Origin of the sequence: Pseudomonas sp. ICMP 8385 (genome assembly GCF_002699915.1) — a bacterium.
GTDB classification, from domain to species: Bacteria; Pseudomonadota; Gammaproteobacteria; order Pseudomonadales; family Pseudomonadaceae; genus Aquipseudomonas; species Aquipseudomonas gessardii.
In genome coordinates this window covers 246,193-263,413 of record NZ_LKBY01000001.1, presented here as the reverse complement: position 1 = coordinate 263,413, position 17,221 = coordinate 246,193, and the positions used below count along the sequence as shown (strand labels likewise).

At 57.1% G+C, this 17,221-nt stretch carries 11 protein-coding genes; 4 read left to right on the top strand and 7 right to left on the bottom strand.

Annotated features, from left to right (window positions below; all coding sequences use genetic code 11):
- Positions 1–9: 9 nt before the first annotated feature.
- The 7 genes from AO268_RS01235 to AO268_RS01205 form a co-directional block, all read right to left on the bottom strand.
- Entirely contained in the window at positions 10–4,884 is a 4,875-nt protein-coding gene (locus tag AO268_RS01235) for an RHS repeat domain-containing protein (RefSeq protein ID WP_083743050.1), read from the bottom strand.
- A gap of 57 nt (positions 4,885–4,941) precedes the next feature.
- Complete coding sequence (locus AO268_RS32295; protein ID WP_141562763.1) at positions 4,942–6,900, bottom strand: hypothetical protein; 1,959 nt, start codon at positions 6,898–6,900, stop codon at positions 4,942–4,944.
- 223 nt (positions 6,901–7,123) lie between these two features.
- Entirely contained in the window at positions 7,124–7,570 is a 447-nt protein-coding gene (gene moaE, locus AO268_RS01225; RefSeq protein WP_076962336.1) for a molybdopterin synthase catalytic subunit MoaE, read from the bottom strand.
- 2 nt (positions 7,571–7,572) lie between these two features.
- Positions 7,573–7,815 (bottom strand): molybdopterin converting factor subunit 1, encoded by a 243-nt coding sequence (gene moaD / locus AO268_RS01220; protein WP_076962335.1) that lies wholly within the window; start codon positions 7,813–7,815, stop codon positions 7,573–7,575.
- Positions 7,812–8,285 carry a cyclic pyranopterin monophosphate synthase MoaC gene (gene moaC / locus AO268_RS01215; protein WP_076962334.1) on the bottom strand — a complete coding sequence of 158 codons (474 nt, stop codon included), beginning with the start codon at positions 8,283–8,285 and terminating at the stop codon, positions 7,812–7,814. The genes moaD and moaC overlap by 4 nt, the downstream gene beginning before the upstream one ends.
- A 163-nt stretch (positions 8,286–8,448) precedes the next feature.
- Entirely contained in the window at positions 8,449–9,843 is a 1,395-nt protein-coding gene (locus AO268_RS01210) for a PhoH family protein (protein WP_076962333.1), read from the bottom strand.
- A 323-nt stretch (positions 9,844–10,166) separates the two neighbouring features.
- Positions 10,167–11,291, bottom strand: coding sequence for a polysaccharide deacetylase family protein (locus AO268_RS01205; protein WP_099167669.1), 1,125 nt, complete (start codon positions 11,289–11,291; stop codon positions 10,167–10,169).
- Between the two features lie 194 nt (positions 11,292–11,485).
- Between AO268_RS01205 and yaaA the strand changes: the two genes are divergently transcribed.
- From yaaA to AO268_RS01185, 4 genes are all read left to right on the top strand, one after another.
- Complete coding sequence (gene yaaA / locus AO268_RS01200; RefSeq protein WP_099167668.1) at positions 11,486–12,265, top strand: peroxide stress protein YaaA; 780 nt, start codon at positions 11,486–11,488, stop codon at positions 12,263–12,265.
- Positions 12,266–13,116: 851 nt separating this feature from the next.
- A complete protein-coding gene (locus AO268_RS01195; protein ID WP_099167667.1) occupies positions 13,117–14,433 on the top strand; it encodes a nucleotide sugar dehydrogenase in 1,317 nt (438 codons plus the stop codon).
- Positions 14,434–14,507: 74 nt separating this feature from the next.
- On the top strand, positions 14,508–15,998 hold the full coding sequence (gene alg8 / locus AO268_RS01190; protein ID WP_099167666.1) for a mannuronan synthase: 1,491 nt from the start codon (positions 14,508–14,510) through the stop codon (positions 15,996–15,998).
- Positions 15,999–16,035: 37 nt separating this feature from the next.
- Complete coding sequence (locus tag AO268_RS01185) at positions 16,036–17,205, top strand: alginate biosynthesis protein Alg44 (protein WP_099167665.1); 1,170 nt, start codon at positions 16,036–16,038, stop codon at positions 17,203–17,205.
- Positions 17,206–17,221: the final 16 nt, after the last annotated feature.

Genomic DNA, 17,221 nt, shown 5'->3' with positions numbered 1-17,221 from the left:
ATGCCAAGGCTACCCTCGATACAATTCCCCCTGGATGGGTTGGCGAATGCGCGAGGCTTCGTCTCTGAATGACTGGTAGTAGCCGACGCTGCTGCTGGGCATATCAACCACTCGGCTGACAGTGGGTTGCAATTGGGGTTGGGCTGGAGCAGAGCGGCCACCGCCTCCTTCAGGTTGGGGTGTGGCTGATGATTTGCTTCTGGCTTCGATTGACCGACCAAAGTTGGTAAACCTCAATATAGTCCGCGTCCCCCCAAAAATTATGCTGAGTGGTGTAACACCCGCTTTGTCGCTGAACTTATAGCTCAAGCCCAACATGCGCTGGCGCGCAGAGAATAGAGCACTACCAAGGGGCGTGTCAGTCAGTTTGCCGATACCGGTAAACTTTGAGGCGGCAGTGTTGTAGGCCATATGCGCCGAGGTATAAGCCCCCCCAATACTCACTACCAACGAGGCAATTGAAAACCCGAGGGATGCCCACCCCAGACGATTGATGATGTGCGAACGGTCCCAGCCCATTGCTTTATCAACCTCGGCAATAGCCAGCCCCGCGACACTCAACGTCCCGCCGACAACACCGAGCCCCGCTCCGACGGTGAGCGCAGTCTTGGAGGCGATGCCCCACGCTGCGCCGGCAGCGGCAGTTACAGCCGCAGTCGCAGCCACAGAGACTGCCGTAGCCGTCAAAGCTCCCGCAGCGGCTGGTGCCGCCACCGCTGTCGCCGTCGCTACTGTCGCGGCTAGCCCCGCAGCAATTGACTTTGTCGTATATGCCCCTACTGCTGCTGAAAGAGCGACGCCCCCAAACCCAACGGCTACCACCGCCAGCACCAATGCTGCCCCGGTCAACACCCACTTCAACCAGTTCGCCCACATCCCACTGGGGTCCGTCAGGTTGACCGGATTACCGGCACAGTAGGCATAGCTGTTGATCCCCCCCTCATCAAATGGGCTCAACGGATCAGCCTGCAAGAACATCCTCAGGTAAGGACTGTAGGCCCGCAGACCGTTACCAAGAAAGTACAGATTGCTCGCCACATCCAAGTGCTGCCCCTTGAACGCCGGCAGTTGCAGGTCGGCCATACTGCGGACCTTGCCATCATCCAGGGGGATATGGGCATCGCCATAGGGTGTGTAGTGCCGGCGGACATGGGGCTGCCCGGGCGCCGATACGCCACGCACACTGCCGCTGGCATCGTTCATATGCAGTTGCGGGCCGTCCACCCCCCCACTGCGGGCCATCACCTCATCCCCGCCGTCGGCGAAGCGGATCTTTTTATTGCCTTCAACCAGTAGCTCAAGACGCTCGCCAGTGTACGCCAGCATCACCGGCGGCTCATTGCCCCGGGCTGCCAGGGCCTGGCGCGCCTCGGCGTCGTACTGGTAGCTGTACTTGAAGGGGCCGGCCTGCACCGCCGTCAGTTGCTCAAAGCCATTGTATGTATAGGCGTGGCCTTCCGGGCTCGCCTGCAGATTGCCCGCCGCATCATAGGTAAGGGTGAAATCCTGCGCCGGGCGGGTGTGGGTCAGGCGAGTCAACCGGGTCGGGTCGGTGCCGGTAAAATAGCGCTTGCAGGTATCCTGGGAGTTATCGGCAAAGGTGGTGATGACCTGGGTAATATTATTGAGGCTGTCAAAGGTGAAATCCTCCCCGACAATGCCCCGGCCCAGATGATCCTTGGGATGTTCAAGCCCGGTACAGCGGTAGGTCTTGAGCCGCAGGTAGGCGTCGTAGGTGAAGGTCTCGCTGATCACCACCCGTGAGCTCGCATCTGTAAGCACCCGTGTCGCCAGCATACTGTTGGCCAGATAGGTACTGGTCATCACCTGCAGCAGTGCCCCGTTTTGCTCAAAGCGACGCTCGGCTTCCCGCCCCAGGGAGTCGTAGGACACCTTGGTAATGACCCGCGTATTGTCATAGGCAGTGGTCAAGTTCTGCGGCCGGCCCAAGGTGTCGTAAGTCTGCTCGATAACCATGGCGCCGGTGGTCATCCTGGAAAACCGCCCGTGGGTGTCGTAGGCAAGCTCACTGCGCAGGCCATCGGCTGAGGTCTGATGCAGCAGGCGCCCTGCTGGGGAGTAGCCATACTGCGTGGTCAACGAAGTACCGCTGGCAGTTTGAACGTCCTTTATGGGGTGGCCGTTGGCATCCCGGAAAAACTCATGAACCAGGCCATTGGTCTCCGAGCGCGTCAATGCGCCGCCCAACGGGTCATGCCGATAGGTGCTCACCGGGAGCCCTGTCATCTCAATTCGGGTCGGTACATCGAGTTGTTTGTCATAGGTCATGACCTGGCGACCACCACTTGGGGAAACCATGGCAACCGGTTCCGCCCATCCTGCCTCGTACTCCCAGGTCGTGGCCGGCCCCGTCCCGCGCGCCTGGCTGGTCATCCGGCCCAGGCTGTCGTAAGTACGTGCCCCCAACAGCTTGCTGTCGACCGTGATAGCACGGACCGACTCACTAGCGGTGCCAGGGGCATAGTCCGTTTTACTCAGCCGTTGTGGGGTACCGTCAACCGGTTTTTGAAGGGTCGTCAGCAGCCGGTCAAACGCGTCGTAGGTAAACTCGGTGACGGTCTTATTGATATCCACTGCCGTCAGGCATCGGCCCAGACCATCGTACGTACGTGATTCCAGCTCAACCTTATTGTTGTTGGCGTCCAGGCGCTCTATCTTGATCGGCTGGTTATGCGCATTGAAATAGGTGATCAGCCGCTCCCCACCTACAACGCCTTCCTCCGTCAGATTGAGCAGCGGGTCGTATTCATTGATCTCGACGCGACCATCGCCGTAGGTGACACGGCTGGGATTGCCCCAGCGGCTGTAGGTATGGGTGCTTTTCAATAAGCGTTGCCCGTCGCTCACGTAGTCCATATTGACCACTTCCACGGTTTGCCCAAGCGCGTCATAACGCCAGGTACAGGTGGCTCGCTCCTGATCGGGGCCCAGACACTGTGCTTCGGACACCTGGCGTCCAGCGCCATCGTAGTAGGTAATGGCCTGGTTACCTTGCGCATCGGTAGTGATCAGATGGGCGCGCTTGCCCTGCTCCGCAAAATGGTAGGCATATTGCCGCGTGGCTTTCTGCGGCGTGCCGGGGGCAGCCGTTTCCATGATCAACCGGCCACTGACGTCAAATGCCAGGTCCAGAGTGCTGCCACCATCTCGCGTCATCGACAACAGGCGCCGATTGACCAGCGAAAGCGTGCGCTTGGCCTCAAGCCATTGCTTTCCTTGCTCTTCGCGCCCTTTCAACCGCCGGGTTTCGATAAGGTTATCGCCCTGAATGACATAGCTGAAATCACTGGTCAACGCCTGCCCACCAACCGTACTGGTGGTGCTCTTCAACCGTCCAGCCAGTTCGATAGGGGTTTCGTAGTAGGTCTGCTGCATGGCCAGCACACCAGCCTGGCTGCTCGATTGCTGTAGCACAAAATAACTGCTGCCCGTTTGCGGCACGCGGGTATGGGTATATTCCGTGAGTCGCGCGGCAGGCGTGCCTCCTGTGGGCACCAGTCGCTCTTGTTTGAGGTAGCGCGGGAACAACCCATGGGGGTCGGCCGGGCATTTGCCGCTTTCGCCGGCAATCGGGTAATAGCTGTATTCGGTACGGATACCGGAAGGCTGGGTGCGGCTGAGTTCGTTGCCGTAGTCGTCAGTTTCTATCTGCTGGATCTCTTCCCTCGGGGTACCACCAGCCACTAGCTCATAGCGTTTGGTGATGGTTTTGGCAAGGTGGAGATTGGCTGGCTGGACGGGAAACAGGCCGGGGACCGTGTTGTACGTGATGTTCATTTGGGTCCGCGTCCCCTCGCGCGTAACCCGTTCTTCGATCAACAGGTGAAACTTGTTATAGGTGGTGCGGCTGACGCTCAGCACCGTATTATTAGCACTGCGGCTGGTCTCTTCGGTCCAGTAGTCATAAGCGCTGCCTACCAAGTACAGGTTGTCTTCGCCTTCGCGAAAACCGCCGGAGAACGGGTAACCGGTAAAATTTTTGCCCTGACTGTAGGCATAGGTCCGGATCATGTCCGGCTGACTGGCCCCTGGTGTCTGCACCCAACGGACGACCCGTGGAATGTATTGGTTGTTGGCATATTGGTGCCCGTTCTCCTCATAACTAATCAGTTCCTCCCCACCCATCGGCGAATAAATTCGCTTAAGAGGGACCAGGCCGTTGCGAAACTCCGGCCAGTATTCAAACGCATAAGCCGCAGCGCCGGGCGGTTCACTACGATCATAGGGGGCCGTCACTCTCGTCAAAAGATTATTGATCTGTGTAAATTGAATGCGGGCATAACGCCCCCCTTCGACCCGAGCATCTACGTACGACAAACGCCCGGTGGAGTAGGTCAGAATAAGTAGATCTTCTTGCTTATGGTTGAGGATCCGCTCCAAAAAACCTGTAGTGCCGTACCGGAAAGTCAAGCGCTCACCATTCTCGAACAATATAGCGTCTATCCGGTACGGCACAGTACTGCTTGTGCGACGTAAAACTTCTACAGATCCATCTTTGTAAATTACATGCAGCGTATTGGTATCCGGCCGTTTGACGACTAGATCTTTTAACTTGTAATCCTTGAATATCATCGTGCCGCCAACCGAAGGCAAACCACTGGTTTGATATCTTCCGCCCTTGAGCAAGGTAAAATTCAGGCTGACCAAATCAAATGAAGTATTACTGAGCTGCCATCCGATACCGTAAGGGCTATTAATGGAATTAAGCATAGAAAACGACAGAATAATATCCCGACTCACCTCTTGTGGGCCTTCAGGATACAAAGTGGCCAAGCGAATTTGCCCACCATACTGCCCCGTGCGCGGATCAACTGAACCGTTGAGATACGAACTAAAATTAAAAGCATTAGAATAGACATTCATTTCTAACTCCTTAACTGTACAGACAACCAGCAAAAATAGTTAAATTCAAACGTACACTCATGCATCTTTCAGTTCTAAACTACGCCCACTGTCCGCCTTCTCTATAAAAAATCTATGCTCACATCCAAAATTATCCCAGACACGCAATGTACTTTTTGTATCACCTTCAACAATTGGATTTGTTGTCCAAATTTTCACTACACGAAAAATAGTAGACACAACATTGTATTCAATATAAGGATTACGAAAGTTTGCATTTCTCTGAACATCATGAGTCCGCAGCTTCAAGCCTGGCACATCTTTTTGCAAGACAACACCGGCCTTACAATACCGATATCCATCTCTGTTGATTTTTTGCGAAAATGACGTTTGAAAGTAATCACCCTCATCATTGACTTGCAAAGGGTTGTCAAGCCCCATCGTGGAGACAATCCTCAGTCCTGCCGGTGGATTATAATAAAAAACATCTGCATCACTAACCGCATCATGCTGCGCATCAAAATCATGATAAACCGTCAAATCGCGCACGCTTAGACGATATGGTCTAATCGGAAGAACATCAATTGAACTACCACCTGGAGTAGATATCGGATTAGTTGTATAAACAACCCCATCTATTATAATTCTGGCCATGAATTTTTGAGTTTCGATCGGAGTGGTCGAGTCGAAACGCATATACCGATCAATTACTTCTGAAAAAGGTACCGAACCATTATCATCCGGGCCTATGTTGCGTTGCTCATCTTCCATGATGCCATCTCTCACCCAGCGTCCCGTGTCAAACATGTTTTTTTCAACATCACAAGACCATCCAGGCGGCAATACTTCGTGTACATTTGTTGAGTAACGTGTAATCGTCACACTAGCACGCTGCTCTGCAGTCAGTGGAACAGGACCTGCACCCTCGCGCTCCAATAGCACCTCGACCTGGACCTTGCACTGATGACGACCGTTGCTATAAAGAGCATCCGTCCAAGTTTGATTATTAGGAAGCTTTATCTTGAAATAGGTCAAATTTAGGTTTGGCCCCTTATCTTTTATACGCAAGCCTTCATAGTTAGAACCGGCCGACTCCAATACAAACTGATGTAAGTTTCCAAAATTATCTATTAAACTCCACGTGCTATTCGAGTCGTGCGTAACATCAACTTTCAAAGCAAGAGATCGTGCCGTTATTGCCCTCATGATTGTCGGCCGCATATCAGTCCGCACATAATGATTGTAAACCGGAACACCGTAAGGCTTGAATATATCCGACCGCATAACGGGAGAGTTCCCCTTATTAACAACTACACCCCCCTTATGGGGAGTGTTATTGCCCTGTTTTGCATAAGCGTAACCAGTCTGAAAATGGTCACCCTCGTAGTCCATATCCAACGGCCGATCAAGACCTTCTTGCGCAACGAACACCACCCCAGCAGGAGGAGTCCAATAATATACCGTCGCATAGAACGCTGTATCCGAAACTGCTGCATGTTTATACTCAACCAAATCTTTCACAGAGAGTCTAAATGGAACCACTGGCTGGAGGGTAACCGACGAATCAAAACCGCTATCTTCCGCCAACGACTTGGTTTTATAAACCTGACCATTCAAAACCATACATGCTACAAGTCTGACTGACTCCATAGAGCCTTGCGAACTGAAACGCAAGTAACGAGAAACCCTCTGAACCAAGGGACCCGGATTATAATCAGTTGGTTTCAGTTCTACTTTTTTATCACCTTCCCAAAGCCCTTCACTGTAAATATTTTTTCTCTCATCACAACTCCAACCACTAGGTAAAAATCCTCCATCTTCTGAAAAAAACGAAACAACTCTGATACTTTCAACTTCTTCATCAGTTAATTCAGTACGCTCCCATACCCCAATTCTATTTGGGCACTCTTTTATCACTTCAACAACAACCTCACATTGATGGCGCCCGTTGGCATAAAGATTATCCGTAAAGTTCGAGCCATCCGGGCATGTAACCCTGAAATGGGAAAGCCTGGACAGTTTATTTTCCTCAGTCATTTTTTTCTCCCTGAAACTTTCATCTTCGATGAAGTACAATTGGAGGCATAACTACTTAATACAGCCTGGTTATCTCTAAAGGAAAACCCAATGCCCATGAGTGTAATTAAGTATTAAAGTAGAATGACGAACAACTGTCAGAATTGACAGTTACGCAGAACCTTTTGGCCTAAACCAAAGGTTTTATAGGTCAAATAGAGCTAGTAGTGTGTGCTGCTCGCCACTACCAGCGACCCGCCGCCGCATGATCACTGTCCCGCCCCTCCACCCACCGCGCCCCTTCACTGGTATTTTCCTTCTTCCAGAACGGCGCCCGGGTCTTGAGGTAGTCCATCACAAACGCACACGCCTCAAACGCCGCCTGACGATGGGCGCTGGCGGCGGCGACGAACACGATGGGTTCGCCGGGCTCCAGGGCGCCGATGCGGTGCAGCACTTCGAGCTTGAGCAGCGGCCAGCGCTGTTCGGCTTCGGTGGCGATCTTGGCCAGGGCCTTTTCGGTCATGCCGGGGTAGTGTTCGAGGAACATTCCCGCCACATCGAGGCCGTCGTTGAAATCGCGTACATAGCCGACAAAGCTCACCACCGCGCCCACGCCCACGTTGGCGGCGTGCATGGCGTTGACTTCGGCGCCGGGGTCAAAGGGTTGGGCTTGCACACGAATGGCCATGGTCAGCCTCCGGTCACGGGCGGGAAGAAGGCCACTTCATCACCGGCTTGCAACGGCTCGTCGAGGGCACACAGTTCCTGGTTGCGCGCGCACATCAGGCTGGCTTCGTTGAGCACCTCGAAGCCTGGATCTGCGGCCAGTGCCTGGCGCACGGCATCGACCGTGGAGAAGTCACCTTCGACCTCCAGGGAATCCAGGCCCACGGCCTCGCTGTAGCGTGCAAAAAACAGTACGTGGATGCTCATGCCTGGTCCGCCTTGAAATGCCCGCTTTTGCCGCCGAGCTTTTCCAGCAGGCGGATGTGCTCGATGGTCATGCCACGATCCACCGCCTTGCACATGTCGTAGATCGTCAGCGCGGCGACGCTGGCGGCCGTCAGCGCTTCCATTTCCACGCCGGTCTGCCCGGACAGTTTGCAACGGGCGATGATGTGTACGGTATTTTCCCCTTCGGCGGCCAGTTCAACCTTGACGCCCGTCAACATCAGCGGATGGCACAGGGGGATCAGGTCGCTGGTCTTCTTCGCCGCCTGGATCCCGGCGATGCGCGCCACGGCGAACACATCGCCCTTGGGGTGGGCACCGTCGACGATCATTTGCAGGGTCTGGGGCAGCATGCGCACCCGCGCTTCGGCCACGGCTTCGCGAAACGTCACGGTTTTGTCGGTGACGTCGACCATATGGGCACGGCCCTGGGAATCGAGATGGGTCAGCACGGGGATACTCCTGATCAGAAGCCCCGATTGTAAACCCAACGCAGATCAAAAGGTGGGAGCGGGCTTGCCCGCGATAGCGGCGCGTCAGTCAACTTATCATCGACTGACCCACCGCTATCGCGGCGATGCGGCGACCCGACAAGCCCGCTCCCACACTGGGCGGTTATAGATGGGATTCGGCGTATTCGGCCAGAATCGAGCGAGGGACGCCCTGCAAGGCGATATGCACGCCGTTCGGGAAATCCTTGAAGCGTTCTGTCAGGTAGGTCAGCCCGGAGCTGGTCGCGGACAGGTAAGGGGTGTCGATCTGCGCCAGGTTGCCCAGGCACACCACTTTGGAACCGGCGCCGGCACGGGTGATGATGGTTTTCATCTGGTGCGGCGTAAGGTTCTGGCATTCATCGATCAGAATCAGGCTCTGCTGGAAGCTGCGCCCCCGGATGTAGTTGAGGGATTTGAACTGCAACGGCACTTTGCTGAGGATGTAGTCGACGCTGCCATGGGTGTTTTCGTCATCCATGTGCAAGGCTTCGAGGTTGTCGGTGATCGCCCCCAGCCATGGCTCCATTTTTTCTGCTTCGGTGCCGGGCAAAAAGCCGATTTCCTGGTCCAGGCCCTGCACGCTGCGGGTGGCGATGATGCGCCGATAACGCTTGGTGACCATGGTCTGCTCGATGGCCGCCGCCAGGGCGAGGATGGTCTTGCCCGAACCCGCCGCGCCGGTCAGGTTGACCAGGTGGATGTCCGGGTCGAGCAGCGCGTACAGCGCCAGGCTCTGGTAGATATCACGCGGTTTCAGGCCCCAGGCTTCCTGGTGCAACAGGGGCTCCTGATGCAGGTCGAGGATCAGCAGCTTGTCGACCTGGATCTCTTTGATCCAGCCCACAAAGCCCTGTTCGTCGACGATGAATTCATTGATATGCACGGCCGGCAGGTTGTCGATCAGTTGCACCTGGTGCCAGGTGCGGCCATGGTCCTGGCGGGTCTCGACCTTGCTCACGCGGTCCCAGAACGAGCCGGTCATCATGTGATAACCACGGGACAGCATCGACACGTCGTCGACCAGTTGGTCGGTGCTGTAGTCCTCGGCAGCGATCCCACACGCTCGTGCCTTGAGGCGCATATTGATGTCTTTGGTCACCAGCACCAGGCGCAGGTCCTTGTCGCGCGCGTGCAGGTCGATCAGTTGGTTGATGATCTTGTTGTCGTTGAGGTTTTCCGGCAGCAGGCTGTTGGGTTCGCTGCGCTTGCTCATCAGGATCGACAGCAAGCCCTTGGGCCCGCTCTTGCCGCGCTGGATCGGTACGCCGACTTCCACATCCTCGGGCGAGGCTTCGCCCAGGGTCTTGTCGATCAGGCGGATCGCCTGGCGGCATTCGGCGGCCACGCTGTGGTGCCCGCTTTTGAGTTTGTCGAGCTCCTCAAGCACGATCATCGGGATGGCGACGTGGTGTTCTTCAAAATTGAGCAACGCGTTTGGATCGTGGATCAATACATTGGTATCAAGCACATAAAGGATTGGCTGGTCGGAAGAAGGGTTACGTCCATGATCATCCATACTCGGTCACCTTTGTGGGAGCCAGTCGACGCAATACCACAACAGTGCTGCGCCTCGATTCGACCACCGAATACACCACAAAGGGAGTCTGGGAAGACGCCACCTGTGTTGCAGGTTTCGGCGATCTGCCTTCGTAATACCGCAAAACCCATGACAGGAAAAAGCACTTTGACGCTTTTTTGAAGTTTATTTTTCAGGATGACGAATAGCACTGGCGGGCCGCCACGCACACCGCTAAAGTCGGAAGTCCGCCTGCATCGAAATGTCGCAGCAAATCACCCCGAAACCCCCTCATCCCCAACAGGGCCGGGCCTTTGCGCTTTTCAGCGAAACGCCTCGCGGCAGTCCTGCCAACCCAGCCCACTTTGTGCCGTTGCCTGAAGCAATAAGGGCAATGCGACCCGCGCCTTATCCTGGGTGTCGTGGAACACAATCACCCCTTTGCGCCACACCAACATCAGCGTCAGCACGCGCTGGGCCGATTCGTCGGCCTTGAGCAGGCCGGGTTCATCCTGGGAGTCGATATCCCACAGCGCCACCTGCAGGCCCTGGCCCTGGAAGAAGCCCTGGCTGTCCGCCCGGCGCTGGCCATAGGGCGGGCGGAACAGCGGCACGTAGTTTTCCGGCAGCAGGTTCTGGGTCAGCGAGGCACTGCGGGTGATGGAGCTTTGCCAGTCGACCCAATGGCTGTGGGAGCGGTATTGCCAACCCTGGATGCCCACGCACTGGCCCTGGTACAACGCCTGTACATCGGCGGCCGAGGTCTTTTCCAGACGGGTTTGCAGGCTGTTGCCCAAGGCAAAGAAGATTGCCGTCATTTTTTGCTTGCGCAGGTAGTCGGCCAGCCAGTCGGTGTTGCCGTTGAGCGGTGCCGGGCCGCCATCGAAGGTCAGTAAAAACAGGCGGTCGTTGAGCTCATCGCCATTGCGCTCGAAATCGCCATAACGCGCCACCTCGCTGCCGATCTGCGGGAACAGCGCGGCCTTGCGCAACAGCTCGTCCAGATAGCGCTGGTGAAACACGCGGCTGGGGCCGGCCCAGCCTATATAGAAGGACTGCTCGCTCACCTCGAACTTGCCGGCCTGCTCGCGCAGGTCGTCCATGTTGTCCACCAGGTAGCAGAATGAGGCGTCCTGTTCGCAGCTTTGCTGGGCGAATGTGTAGTTTTCCAGCAGCCGTTGCCAGAGGTGGCGGCGCAGGTCGTCAATGGCGCCCTGGTTGATGATCTTCAGCCCCAGGCGCTGCTTCAGCGCAGGTTCATCCAGGGCCTCACTGGCCAGCAGGGTATTGGCGAACATAAGGATTTCGGCGCGTGATGCCACATCGAACAGCGCCGGGCTGCTGAGTTGTTCCGGCCAGGTGCCGCGGTCCAGGCTCGCCACATCCACACTGGCCGCCTGGGCGCCCAGGCACACCAGCCAGGCGCATAAAAAAAGCGCAATTCGCACAACGGGTCCCCTCTGTAGGAGCGAGCTTGCTCGCGAAGAACGTCAACGATAACACTGGCATCCTGCAGCACGCGCTGCCCTGGCGTTTTTCGCGAGCACGCTCGCGCCTACACAAAAGCGTGGCTATTAGCTTGATAGGTGGAGTCAAACCGCCCGACCCCCTAGAATCCCCCGACGATTACAGGAGACGACTCATGCTGACGGTGATTTCCCCGGCCAAAACCCTCGATTTCGAGACCCCGCCTGCGACCCAGCGCGTAACCCAGCCGCAATACCTCGACCACTCCCAGGTGTTGATCGAGCAACTGCGCGAGCTGAGCCCGGCGCAGATCAGCGAGCTGATGCATGTTTCCGACAAGATCGGCGGCCTCAACGCCGCACGTTTCGGCAGCTGGACCCCGGCCTTCACCCCGGCCAATGCCAAGCAGGCGCTGCTGGCCTTCAAGGGCGATGTCTACACCGGCCTCAATGCCCAGACCTTCAGCGACGCCGACTTTACCTACGCCCAAAACCACCTGCGCATGCTCTCGGGCCTGTACGGCCTGCTGCGCCCGCTGGACCTGATGATGCCGTACCGCCTGGAGATGGGCACCAAGCTGGCCAATGCCCGTGGCAAGGACCTGTACGCCTTCTGGGGCACGCGCATCAGCGAATGGCTCAACGAGGCCCTGGCCGAGCAAGGCGATGATGTGCTGCTGAACCTGGCGTCCAACGAGTACTTCTCGGCGGTCAAGCGCCCGGCCCTGAACGCACGGATCATCAACACCGAGTTCAAGGACCTGAAGAACGGCCAGTACAAGATCATCAGTTTCTACGCCAAGAAGGCCCGCGGCATGATGAGCCGCTTTGTCATCCAAGAGCGCATCAACGACCCGGCCAAGCTCAAGCAGTTCGATGTGCAGGGTTATCGCTTCAGTGCCGAGCAGTCCAAGCCGGATAAGCTGGTGTTTTTGCGCGATCACGCACCGGAGTAGGTCGACAGCACAGCGCGAGTCCAATGTGGGAGCTGGCTTGCCTGCGATAGCGGTGGGTCAGCAACACATTTGGCAACTGGCAGACCGCTATCGCAGGCAAGCCAGCTCCCACACTTCATCTGCATTTCCCCAATGAAATCGTCATTACTTTGACGCCAATAATATTTCTTCAGAATTACTAACGTTTCTTTCACTCGACATTCGTCAGTTTTTTTCGTAGTGGCACCACTTTTTTCAAACAGTAGTGGCATAAAACTATATCCCCGCGCCAACTCCCTATATCTACTAGCCCAATCCGCAAGTGCTATCAATATAGTACTAGTGCCATCTTTGCCAATATCTCAAGAAATTCCTAGAAACAGGATGAGCGGCCCGGAACTATGTCTCCCAGCGCCGCTCATACCACCGGTAACGATTATCTCTGTTCTTGTGCGATATGACTTACACAGTGACCAACGAAAGTAGCAAAGTTGTCATATATAACTTTGCCTCTTCGGTCTGATTATCAACTGTTTAGTTGAGGGCGGGCGATAAGGTTGCATAACCATCCCCTACAAGGCCAAGGCTGAGCCAGCCCAAGGCATTGATAGATAAGGGCTTAAAGCCCATATCAAGACCTTGCGGCACTGCCGCCACCCCCTTCTTTGCGAAGGCTGGCTGCATTTCAGGGCAAGCCCCAACAACAAGGCCAAGTTGCGCACAACTTGAGTGCATTAGTTAGTCACTCGACTTTTAACATGCCTGTACGTGGCAGTGCTGTGTCTATTCACCGCATTCCCTAGTGCATGAGTGACGCTTGAAAACATGAACTCCGGCCATCTAATGGCGTGATAAAGATAGAGGTAAATGCGATGCGCATCAGCATATTTGGTTTGGGTTACGTGGGCGCAGTCTGTGCCGGTTGCCTGTCTGCACGGGGCCACGAAGTGGTCGGCGTAGACATTTCCAAGGATAAGATCGACCTGATCAACGCGGGCAAATCCCCCATCGTTGAACCCGGCCTGGGCGAACTGTTGAGCCAGGGCATTGCCAGCGGCCGGTTGCGCGGTACCACCGACTTCGCCGACGCCATCCGCGATACCGACCTGTCGATGATCTGTGTCGGCACGCCGAGCAAGAAGAACGGCGACCTGGAACTCAACTACATCGAGGCGGTATGCCGCGAGATCGGTTTTGTCCTGCGTGACAAGACCACCCGCCACACCATCGTGGTGCGCAGCACGGTGTTGCCCGGCACCGTGGCCAACGTAGTGATCCCGATCCTCGAAGACTGCTCCGGCAAAAAAGCCGGGGTCGACTTCGGTGTCGCGGTCAACCCGGAGTTCCTGCGCGAATCCACCGCCATCGCCGACTACGACCAGCCACCGATGACGGTGATCGGCGAGCTGGACAAAGCCTCGGGCGACGTCCTGCAATCGCTGTACGAAGAACTCGACGCACCGATCATCCGCAAGGACATCGCCGTTGCCGAGATGATCAAGTACACCTGCAACGTGTGGCACGCCACCAAAGTGACCTTCGCCAACGAAATCGGCAACATCGCCAAGGCCGTGGGCGTCGATGGTCGCGAAGTGATGGAAGTGGTCTGCCAGGACAAGACCCTCAACCTGTCCCAGTACTACATGCGCCCCGGCTTTGCCTTCGGCGGCTCGTGCCTGCCCAAGGACGTGCGCGCCCTGACCTACCGCGCCAGCTCCCTGGATGTGGAAGCGCCGCTGCTCAACTCGCTGATGCGCAGCAACGAGTCCCAGGTGCAGAACGCCTTCGACATCGTCTCCAGCCACGACAAGCGCAAGGTCGCCCTGTTGGGCCTGAGCTTCAAGGCCGGCACCGATGACCTGCGCGAAAGCCCACTGGTGGAACTGGCGGAAATGCTGATCGGCAAGGGCTTTGACCTGAGCATCTACGACAGCAACGTCGAATACGCCCGTGTCCACGGGGCCAACAAGGACTACATCGAAGGCAAGATCCCCCACGTGTCGTCCCTGCTCAACTCGGACTTCGACGATGTGATCAACAATAGCGACGTGATCATCCTCGGCAACCGCGACGAGAAATTCCGTGCCCTGGCCCAGCAAGCCCCGCACGGCAAGCAAGTGGTCGACCTGGTGGGCTTTATGGCCCAGGCCACCAGCGTCAGTGGCCGTACCGAAGGTATTTGTTGGTAACAGCAACGGCAAGTTTCAAGCTGCAAGTGTCCTGATCCCCAGCGCTTGCAGCTTGAAGCCTTCTTCACCTTCGGATGACGCTTATGTCCACGTTAAAACACGTACTGCTCCAATCCGCCGGCTGGCTGTTCTTTCTGAGCCTGCTGATGGGACTCGCCCTGCTGTTGCCGGCGAGTACGTTCGACTCCGAGTCGAAGAATTTCATTTTCCTGATTGGCGCCGTGGGTATCTGGCGCTACTCGATGGGGGCTACGCATTTCTTTCGCGGCATGCTGTTTTTGTACGTGGTCTACCCGCACCTGCGGCGCAAAGTGCGCAAGCTGGGCAAGGCGGCGGACCCGTCCCACGTGTTCCTGATGGTCACCAGTTTTCGGATCGACGCGTTGACCACCGCCCAGGTTTACAGCTCGGTGATCCGCGAGGCCATCGAGTGTGGTTTCCCCACCACCGTGGTCTGCTCGCTGGTGGAAATGTCCGATGAGCTGTTGGTCAAGAGCCTCTGGGAAAAGATGAACCCACCGGCTCACGTCAAGCTCGACTTCGTGCGGATCGCCGGCACCGGCAAGCGCGACGGCCTGGCCTTCGGTTTCCGCGCGATCTCCCGCCACCTGCCGGACGAGCGCGCCGTGGTGGCCGTGATCGATGGCGACACCGTGCTCGCCGAAGGCGTAGTGCGCAAGACCGTGCCGTGGTTCCAGCTGTTCGGCAATGTCGGCGGCCTGACCACCAACGAGTTCTGCGAAGTGCGCGGCGGCTACATCATGAGCGAGTGGCACAAACTGCGCTTCGCCCAGCGCCACATCAACATGTGTTCCATGGCCCTGTCCAAGCGCGTGCTGACCATGACCGGGCGCATGTCGGTGTTCCGCGCCAGCGTGGTCACCGACCCCGGCTTTATCGCCGATGTGGAAAGCGACTCGCTGCAACACTGGCGCCTGGGCCGCTTCAAGTTCCTCACCGGGGATGACAAGTCCAGCTGGTTCAGCCTGATGCGCCTGGGCTACGACACCTTCTACGTGCCGGATGCGGCGATCAACACCGTCGAGCACCCACCGGAAAAGAGCTTTATCAAGGCCAGTCGCAAGCTGATGTTCCGCTGGTACGGCAATAACCTGCGCCAGAACTCCCGGGCCCTGGGCCTGGGTATGCAGCGGCTGGGCCTGTTCACCAGCGTGGTGCTGTTCGACCAGCGCGTATCGATGTGGACCTCGCTGCTGGGCCTGACCGTGGCGATCATCGCCACCTTCAAGTACGGCGGGGCGTTCATCCTCGTTTACTTGCTGTGGATCGGCATCACCCGCCTGATCCTGACTCTGTTGCTGGCGTGCTCGGGGCACAAGATCGGCCCCGCCTACCCGATGATTCTCTATTACAACCAGATCATGGGCGCGCTGGTGAAGATCTACGTGTTCTTCCGCCTCGATCAACAATCCTGGACCCGCCAGGACACCAAACTGACCCGTGATTTGGAAAGCGCACAGCGTTGGTTCAACACCTGGTCGTCTCGGACCATGACCTTCTCCGCCGGCAGCATTTTCGTCGCCGTGTTGCTGATGATGGTCTGACCCTGCCAAGCCTGAATTAACTTAAGGAAATGCCCTGATGAACAGTCAAGTAAACGCCAATGTTGTCCACGAATCCGAAGCCCAGCGCCAACACGCCCGGGTGAAAATCCCGGCCAAGCTGCGCTTCTTCGGTGCCGACCGCACCCCCATGGAAGTACGGGTCATCGACCTGTCCGCCGGCGGCCTGGCCTTCAATGCCGCCCAGCAACCGCTGAAGGTCGGCGAGGTGCACAAGGGCCGCCTGCAATTTGTCATCGACAACCTCGGCCTGGCGATGGACGTGGAGCTGATGGTGCGCTCCCACGACCGCCAGACCGGCCGCACCGGCTGCCAGTTCCAGAACCTGGATGCCCGGGATATTTCCACACTGCGTCACCTGATCACTTCGCACTTGTCCGGCGATATCGTGACCATGGGCGACGTGCTGGCGACCCTGCAGCGCGACAACTTCACCAAGGCACGCAAGGTCAAGGACAGCGGCAGCGGCATGAGCGCCTTTGGCCGCCTGCGCGCCGTGACCTTCAGCCTGGCGATCTTCCTGGTGGGCCTGGCGGCGTTCGGTTTTGTGTTCAAGTCGGTGTATGGCATGTACTTCGTCAGCCACGCCCAGGCCGGCCTGGTCAGCGTGCCGGGGATGAACGTGACCATGCCCCGCGACGGCACCGTGCAAAGCCTGATCAAGGACAACGGGGTTGCCGCCAAAGGCGCGCCACTGGCGACCTTCAGCACCAGCATGCTGGATGTGCTCAAGGGCCACCTGGACGAAGACCAACTGCAACCGGCCAAGGTCGAAGAGCTGTTCGGCAAGCAAATGACCGGCACCCTGACCTCGCCCTGCGACTGCATCGTCGCCCAGCAACGGGTGGCCGACGGTCAATACGCGAGCAAGGGTGATGTGATCTTCCAACTGGTGCCACGCGGCAGCCAGGCGAATGTCGAGGCGCGGTTCTCCTATCGCCAGTTCGCTGATGTGCGCCCTGGCACCCGCGTGAACTTCCAGGTGGCCGATGAAGAACAAGTGCGCACCGGCACTATCGTCAGCAGCACCAGCCTCAACAGCGCCGACCTGTCCTCGGATATCCGCGTGCAGATCAAGCCCGATACGCCGCTGGACAGCGCCTACGCCGGCCGCCCGGTAGAAGTGACCAGCGACCGTGGCCCATCCCTGAACTGGCTGATTGATAAAGCCATGGCTGCGGGTCTGTAACCATGACGACTCTAAA